Annotated in this window: 3 protein-coding genes and 1 pseudogene; all 4 read left to right on the top strand. The window is 64.7% G+C overall.

Annotated elements, in window-relative coordinates; genetic code table 11:
• Positions 1-416: pseudogene (locus tag ABW137_RS32360) on the top strand (sigma factor-like helix-turn-helix DNA-binding protein); the annotation flags it as partial.
• Between the two features lie 116 nt (positions 417-532).
• A complete protein-coding gene (locus tag ABW137_RS32355) occupies positions 533-1276 on the top strand; it encodes a cutinase family protein (RefSeq protein ID WP_526406442.1) in 744 nt (247 codons plus the stop codon).
• A gap of 70 nt (positions 1277-1346) precedes the next feature.
• Positions 1347-2315, top strand: a complete 969-nt coding sequence (locus tag ABW137_RS32350; RefSeq protein ID WP_526406440.1) for a pirin family protein — start codon at positions 1347-1349, stop codon at positions 2313-2315.
• Positions 2316-2407: 92 nt separating this feature from the next.
• Positions 2408-3352: a DUF5996 family protein gene (locus tag ABW137_RS32345; RefSeq protein ID WP_526406438.1), complete on the top strand. Its 945-nt coding sequence runs from the start codon at positions 2408-2410 to the stop codon at positions 3350-3352.
• Positions 3353-3530: the final 178 nt, after the last annotated feature.

Raw genomic sequence — 3530 nt, 5'->3', positions numbered from 1 at the left:
TTCGCATCCAGGCCAATGCCCACATCAGTGGTCACCGCAGGCGGATGCGCCGGCCCGCCGAGCTGCCCATCAACACGCTTCACGACTGGCAGTTGGTCGCTGACGCTGAACGTTCACCGAGAGCACTGCGCTCTGCGGAGGTTGAAGTCTTGGAGTCGTTGCCCGACAGCGACATCAGGAGCGCACTGGACGCCCTGCCCGTCGCCTTACGGATGGCGGTGTACTACGCCGACGTCGAAGGATTTGCCTACAAGGAGATCAGCGACATCATGGGCACGCCGCTGGGAACCGTCATGTCACGGATCCATCGCGGCCGATCTCAACTGCGCGTCCTGCTGGCCGCCCTCGCCACCGACCGTGGGTATTCCCGAGTTCACCAAGCGAGGTGGTCACAACATCATCGGGGCGTACAGACCTCGTCACGTCGAACTACGGGCAGGGCCTCGACGAGGGCCCCACGACGTGCCTGGGGGTTTGACCCGGCGAATAGGGCGGAAGAGCAACCGTCACGAAGCAAGAGGACACAATCGTCATGAAGAGACTGAGACCTCCGCAATCCATTGCAGTGCAACAGAAGTACTACCTGACGCGTCGCTCGCTCTACGCGATGGCCGTTGGCGCGGCGGTAGCTGCGCTGTTCGTCGGCGCCTTCCCGGGGCAGGCGAAGGGGGATCAGACGGCCTCCTCAGTCGTCGGCTGTGCCGATGTCGAGGTCGTCTTTGCTCGCGGCACCTTCGAGGGACCGGGCGTGGGCAAGATAGGTGTGCCCTTCATCGAAGCACTGCAACACCGGCTACCCGACCGCATCGTTGGAGTCCACGCCGCGAACTACCCGGCGTCCTTGCAGTTCAATCGTGTCGTCGACGGCATCCTGGATGTCAGCAACCACCTGCGCGATCTGACGGCCAACTGCCCCGCCACCAAGATCATCGTCGGCGGCTACTCCCAGGGCGCAGCCGTCAGCGGATACGTCACCAGCGAAGCAGTCCCCGCCGGATACTCCCTGACCCCACTAACTCCGGAGGTCGCCGAGCGAATTTCCGCGGTCGTCCTGTTCGGAAAACCCTCACCGGAAGTCGTGAGACTGCTGCAGCGTGACGCGCCTCCCATCGAGATCGGCCCCGCCTTCACCGACAAGACGATCGACCTCTGCGCCCCAGGGGATCCGGTCTGCGAGTCGGGCGGCCTAGACCGTGGCGCCCACAGCGCGTACGCCGTCAACGGTATGGCTGAAGAGGCTGCCGACTTCGTCGTCGACCGAATGCGAAGCCACTAACACAAACAACACGGCCGCCGTCTGCGTCTTCACACCCCACGACTTCCGCCAACTGACAGGAGACCAAGCCATGCCTGCCATCACTGCGGACACGCTCACTTTGCCACGTGTCCCCATACCGATTGAAGATGCTGCGACGCAGCGATCGGTGCGATCGGTCACCACCGCACCGGTCGGACTCGAGGGCGACGGGTTCCCCGTGCGACGCGCATTCGCAGGTGTGTCGCACATTGACCTGGATCCCTTCGTCCACTTGGACCAGATGGGCGAGATCGATTGGGCACCAGGCGAACCCCAGGGTACCCCGTGGCATCCCCATCGGGGCTTCGAGACCGTCACCTACATCATCGATGGCACGATCGAGCACAATGATTCCCATGGCGGCGGGGGAACGATCACCAATGGCGATACCCAATGGATGACCGCTGGCAGCGGAATCTTGCACATCGAGAGGCCGCCGGAGCAGCTGGTCGTCTCCGGTGGGATATTCCACGGCGTCCAGCTGTGGGTGAACCTGCCGCGCGCCAGTAAGTTCGTCACACCGCGCTACCAGGACATCCGCGCCAACCAAGCCCGACTGCTGTCCTCGGCCGACGGCGGTGCTCTGCTACGGGTCATCGCCGGAGACGTCGCCGGTTTCACCGGGCCCGGGACGACCTATACGCCGATCACCGTCGTGCATGCGACAGTCAGCCCCGGCGCGCGCCTCGAACTGCCGTGGCAGGCTGACTTCAATTCGCTGGCCTACGTACTCGCCGGCAACGGCACCGTTGGTGCAGCGGCACAACCCATCCGCGAGGGCCAACTCGCCCTTTTCGGCGCCGGTGACGCACTCACCCTGAGCGCCAAGCGAAGCCAATCCGCCAGGGAGCCCAACCTGGAGGTCCTACTCCTTGGCGGCAGGCCGATCCGAGAACCAGTGGTTCAGTCCGGCCCCTTCGTGATGAACACCCGGCCGGAGATCGTCCAAGCCTACGAGGACTACCAGGCGGGCCGATTCGGCGTCATTCCCACCGAACACATACCGCACACCGGGTGATCGCCAATGCGGAACGGGTATGCAACGACACTCAACGCCGACGCCACGGGTACCGGGCGTCGTTTCGGTTCTACGACAACAGGGAGGTTCGAATGACCGATGTCCGAGCGGGTGAAGGCTGGCCGGCTCTTCGCGTCGACGACTGGGAACCGACGCGCAGATCGCTGCACATGTGGAGCCAGATCGTGGGCAAGGTCCGACTGGCCCACGCGCCGTTGTTCAACCACTGGTGGCAGGTCCCGCTTTATGTCTCACCGCGAGGGTTGACGACGTCGGCGATCCCCGTGGGCATGAACTCCTTCGACATGGAGTTCGACTTCGTCGACCATGCACTCGTGATGCGGGTCAGCGACGGTGGCGCCGCCACCATCGACCTGCGGGACACCTCCGTAGCACAGTTCCACCACGCAGTACTGGAGACGCTCACCAGGCTGGGCATCGACGCGAACATCTCCAACGGGCCCAATGAAGTCGACCCCGCGATCCCGTTCGCCGAGGACACCCACACCGGCTACGACCCCGGCGCGGCCAACGCATTCTGGCGACAGCTGGTGCAGGCCGACCGGGTGATCGGCCAGTTCCGTGCCCGGTTCATCGGCAAGGTCAGCCCCGTGCACTTCTTCTGGGGATCATTTGACCTGGCGTGCACCCGATTCTCCGGTCGCCTCGCCCCCCGGCATCCCGGCGGAGCGCCGAACTGTGGCGACTGGGTGATGGAGGAGGGCTACTCCCACGAGCTGAGCAGCTGCGGATTCTGGCCGGGTGGCGCGGCCGAAGGGGCGTTCTACTCATACGCCTACCCCGAACCGACCGGCTTCTCCGATGTCCCAGGAACTCCCGACGGTGTCTTCTACGACACCACGCTGCGGCAGTACCTGTTGCCCTACGAGGTTGCACGCCAATCGAACGACCCCGACGGGGCGGTGATGGATTTCCTCGAATTCACCTACGCGGCGGCAGCCGATTCGATGGGATGGGACCGAAGCGCCCTCGAGAGCGACCCCAACCGCTGGATGCACAAGAGCTCGTCGCGATGACCGACCAGATCCGCGAGTTGGCAGCAACGCGGCGTGGTCGACGTCTGGCCATCCGTCCACGGGCCAGGAGCGGACGCGCCCTGCCCCAGCGAGGAGCGTCGTGAAGGTCGGCACAGCGAACGCACTGCGAGTGGCGTCCTTCGACGACCTGGCAACCGACCAACCGCGACCCGTCTCG

Source organism: Mycobacterium sp. (assembly GCF_040509115.1).
Classification (GTDB): Bacteria; Actinomycetota; Actinomycetes; order Mycobacteriales; family Mycobacteriaceae; genus Mycobacterium.
Note: the sequence above shows the minus strand (reverse complement) of the source record. Positions and strands in the feature narration are given on the sequence as shown.